Source organism: Phenylobacterium sp. (assembly GCF_035276905.1).
GTDB lineage: Bacteria > Pseudomonadota > Alphaproteobacteria > Caulobacterales > Caulobacteraceae > Phenylobacterium.
This window is the reverse complement of record NZ_DATELG010000411.1, coordinates 1-2,483: the sequence shown is the minus strand read 5'-3', so window position 1 is coordinate 2,483 and position 2,483 is coordinate 1. Positions and strand designations below refer to the sequence as shown.

General features: G+C 69.3%; 5 protein-coding genes. All 5 read left to right on the top strand.

The annotated features are described in order from the left end of the window. The coding region (locus tag VJS38_RS19640) for a flagellar hook-length control protein FliK (RefSeq protein ID WP_324089838.1) at positions 1 to 482 on the top strand (482 nt) is incomplete at its 5' end. A gap of 15 nt (positions 483 to 497) precedes the next feature. After that, positions 498 to 917 carry a flagellar hook capping FlgD N-terminal domain-containing protein gene (locus VJS38_RS19635; RefSeq protein WP_324089837.1) on the top strand — a complete coding sequence of 140 codons (420 nt, stop codon included), beginning with the start codon at positions 498 to 500 and terminating at the stop codon, positions 915 to 917. After that, positions 914 to 1,315, top strand: a complete 402-nt coding sequence (locus tag VJS38_RS19630; RefSeq protein ID WP_324089836.1) for a TIGR02530 family flagellar biosynthesis protein — start codon at positions 914 to 916, stop codon at positions 1,313 to 1,315. The genes VJS38_RS19635 and VJS38_RS19630 overlap by 4 nt, the downstream gene beginning before the upstream one ends. A gap of 76 nt (positions 1,316 to 1,391) precedes the next feature. Beyond that, complete coding sequence (locus VJS38_RS19625; RefSeq protein ID WP_324089835.1) at positions 1,392 to 2,222, top strand: flagellar hook-basal body complex protein; 831 nt, start codon at positions 1,392 to 1,394, stop codon at positions 2,220 to 2,222. Then, entirely contained in the window at positions 2,219 to 2,479 is a 261-nt protein-coding gene (locus VJS38_RS19620) for a flagellar FlbD family protein (protein WP_324089834.1), read from the top strand. Before VJS38_RS19625 ends, VJS38_RS19620 begins: the two co-directional genes overlap by 4 nt. Positions 2,480 to 2,483 lie beyond the last annotated feature (4 nt).

The following is a 2,483-nucleotide window of genomic DNA, read 5'->3' as shown; positions in this document are numbered from 1 at the left end:
TCGCCGCCCCCACCCCATCCTCGGCCGCGGCGAACGTCGCCTTCTCCTCGCCGCTCCCGGCCGCGCCGAAGCCCGCGAACGCGCTCGAGGCGACGCTGCGGATGGCGAGCGAAACGGGCTTCACGCGGGCGCGGGTGACGCTGCGGCCCGCCGAGCTCGGCGGCATCGAAGTCTTTCTCCGCGAGGGCAGCGCCGGGCTCACCGCGACCGTCGTCGCCGAGACGCCGCACGCGGCGCACCTGCTCCAGAGCAGCGCCGCCGAACTGCAACGGCGGCTCGCGGCGCAGGGGCTGGAACTGACCTCGCTGCAGATCTCGGTCGGCGGCGATTCGGCGGGCGCCGCCAACGGCGGCCGTGAAGGAGAAGCCGCGGCACCGACCGGCACGCGACGCGGCGACACCGCGGCCGAGCCGGCCGCTGCGGCGGAGAAGGCCCGCACCATCGACCTTGGGGGCGGCGTCCTCGTCGACGTCCTCGCCTGACGAAAGGAGCATGAGATGAGCAGCGCAGTCGACGGAGTCGGGGCCACCAAGGCCGGCGGCGAAGCCGCCAAAGTCAAGGAACAGGCGGAAGCCAACGGGCTGAACAAGGACCAGTTCCTGCAGCTGCTGGTCGCCCAGCTCAAAAACCAGGACCCGATGAGCCCCGTCGGCAGCCAGGAATTCATGAGCCAGATGGCCGCCTTCTCGACCCTCGAGCAGGTCACCAACCTGGCGGTCGCCAACGAAGAACAGAACCAGATGCTGGCGATCAACCAGTCGCTGTCGCTGGTCGGCCACCAGGTCACCTACGTCAAAGAAGGCGAAACCACCGCCGAAGGGAAAGTCGAATCGGTCGACTTCGGCGAAGGCGGCTTCACCCTGACCATCGGCGGCCAATCGGGCATCCCCGCCGGCGCGGTGACGAAGGTCTCATGAGCGGCGTCGGCGGCATCGGCGGCGCGGGATCGACCGGCTACACGCCGGCGCCCCGCCCTGCGCAGCGACCGGCCGCCCCTGGCGCGCCGACGTTCAACGACGAACTCCAGCGCAGCAAAGGCGCGGACGGCGCCCCCGGCACCCAGGGCGTGCAGTTCTCCAAGCACGCCGCCGAGCGGGTGCAGCGGCGCGGCATCGGCGGCGACCCGGCAACGGTCGCACGGCTCGAAAAGGCGATCGAACTCGCCGCCACGAAGGGCTCGCGCGCCGCCGTCGTGCTGCTCGACTCCACCGCCTTCGTGGTCGCGCCGCAGACCAAGACCGTGATCACCGCGGTCGACCAGGCGCAGATGAAGGAGCAGGTCTTCACCAACATCGACACCGCCGTCCTCGCATGAACGCGAGCGGCCTCCACACCTACCCATGGCCGGACCTCACCGAGGAGGCCGCGGAGCGAAAGGACACCCCAAGACCATGATGCGAGCGATGTACGCCGCCGTGAGCGGCCTCAAGAACCACCAGACGTTGTTGGACGTGACGGCGAACAACATCGCCAACGTCAACACCGTCGGCTACAAGGGCAGCCGGGTCAGCTTCGCCGACTCCCTGTCCCAGACCGTGATCGGCGCGACCGCGCCGGGCAACGGGCAGGCCGGCCGCAACGCGGCGCAGGTCGGGCTCGGCGTCCAGCTGGCCTCGATCGACAACCTGATGGGCGGCGGCTCGCTGCAGTCGACCGGCGAAACCACCGACCTGGCGATCCAGGGCGAAGGCATGTTCATCGTCGCCAAGGGGGCGCCGCCGGCGCTGCCGGGCGCGGTCGAATACACCCGCGCGGGCGACTTCACCTTCAACGACGAAGGCTTCCTGACGACCCAGGAGGGCGAGTACGTGATGGGCCGCACCGAAACCGGCGCCGGTGCCCCGAACACCTACATCCAGGTGCCGAAAGGCGCGACCGACGTGGCGATCGGCCAGGACGGCTCGGTCAGCTACGTGCCGGAAGGCGGCGGCGAACGGAAAACCGCCGGCTACGTCTCGATCGCCAAGTTCGCCAACGAAGCGGGCCTGGTCCGCACCTCGGGCAGCAACTGGATCGAAAGCGCCGCCTCCGGCAAAGCCCAGGACGGCACCCCCGGCGGCGGCTTCGGTTTGACGATCAGCGGCACGCTGGAGATGTCGAACGTCGAACTCGCCACCGAATTCACCAACATGATCTCCGCGCAGCGCGGCTTCGAAGCCAACTCGCGGGTGATCTCGACCGCAGACGAAATGCTGCAGAACCTGGTCAACCTGAAGCGATGATCCGGCTGCACCGACTCGGCGGGTCTGAACACGAGTTCGACCTGAACCCCGACCTCGTCCTCACGGTCGAGTCGACTCCGGACACCGTCGTCACCCTGACGACGGGGACCAAGCTCGTCGTCACCGAGTCCCCGGACTCGGTGACGGCGGCCGTCCGCGAGTGGCGCGTCGGCATCCTCGAGCGCGCCCTCAAGCGGACCGGTCCGCAGATCGCTGAAGCTCGGCTGCGCGCTGTCGATTACCCGGCGGAGAACTGATGAA

Excerpts from the sequence above, each read along its gene's own strand:
- VJS38_RS19635 (WP_324089837.1), top strand. The coding sequence starts at position 498 with ATGAGCAGCGCAGTCGACGGAGTCGGGGCCACCAAGGCCGGCGGCGAA.
- VJS38_RS19630 (WP_324089836.1), top strand. The coding sequence starts at position 914 with ATGAGCGGCGTCGGCGGCATCGGCGGCGCGGGATCGACCGGCTACACG.
- VJS38_RS19625 (WP_324089835.1), top strand. The coding sequence starts at position 1,392 with ATGATGCGAGCGATGTACGCCGCCGTGAGCGGCCTCAAGAACCACCAG.
- VJS38_RS19620 (WP_324089834.1), top strand. The coding sequence starts at position 2,219 with ATGATCCGGCTGCACCGACTCGGCGGGTCTGAACACGAGTTCGACCTG.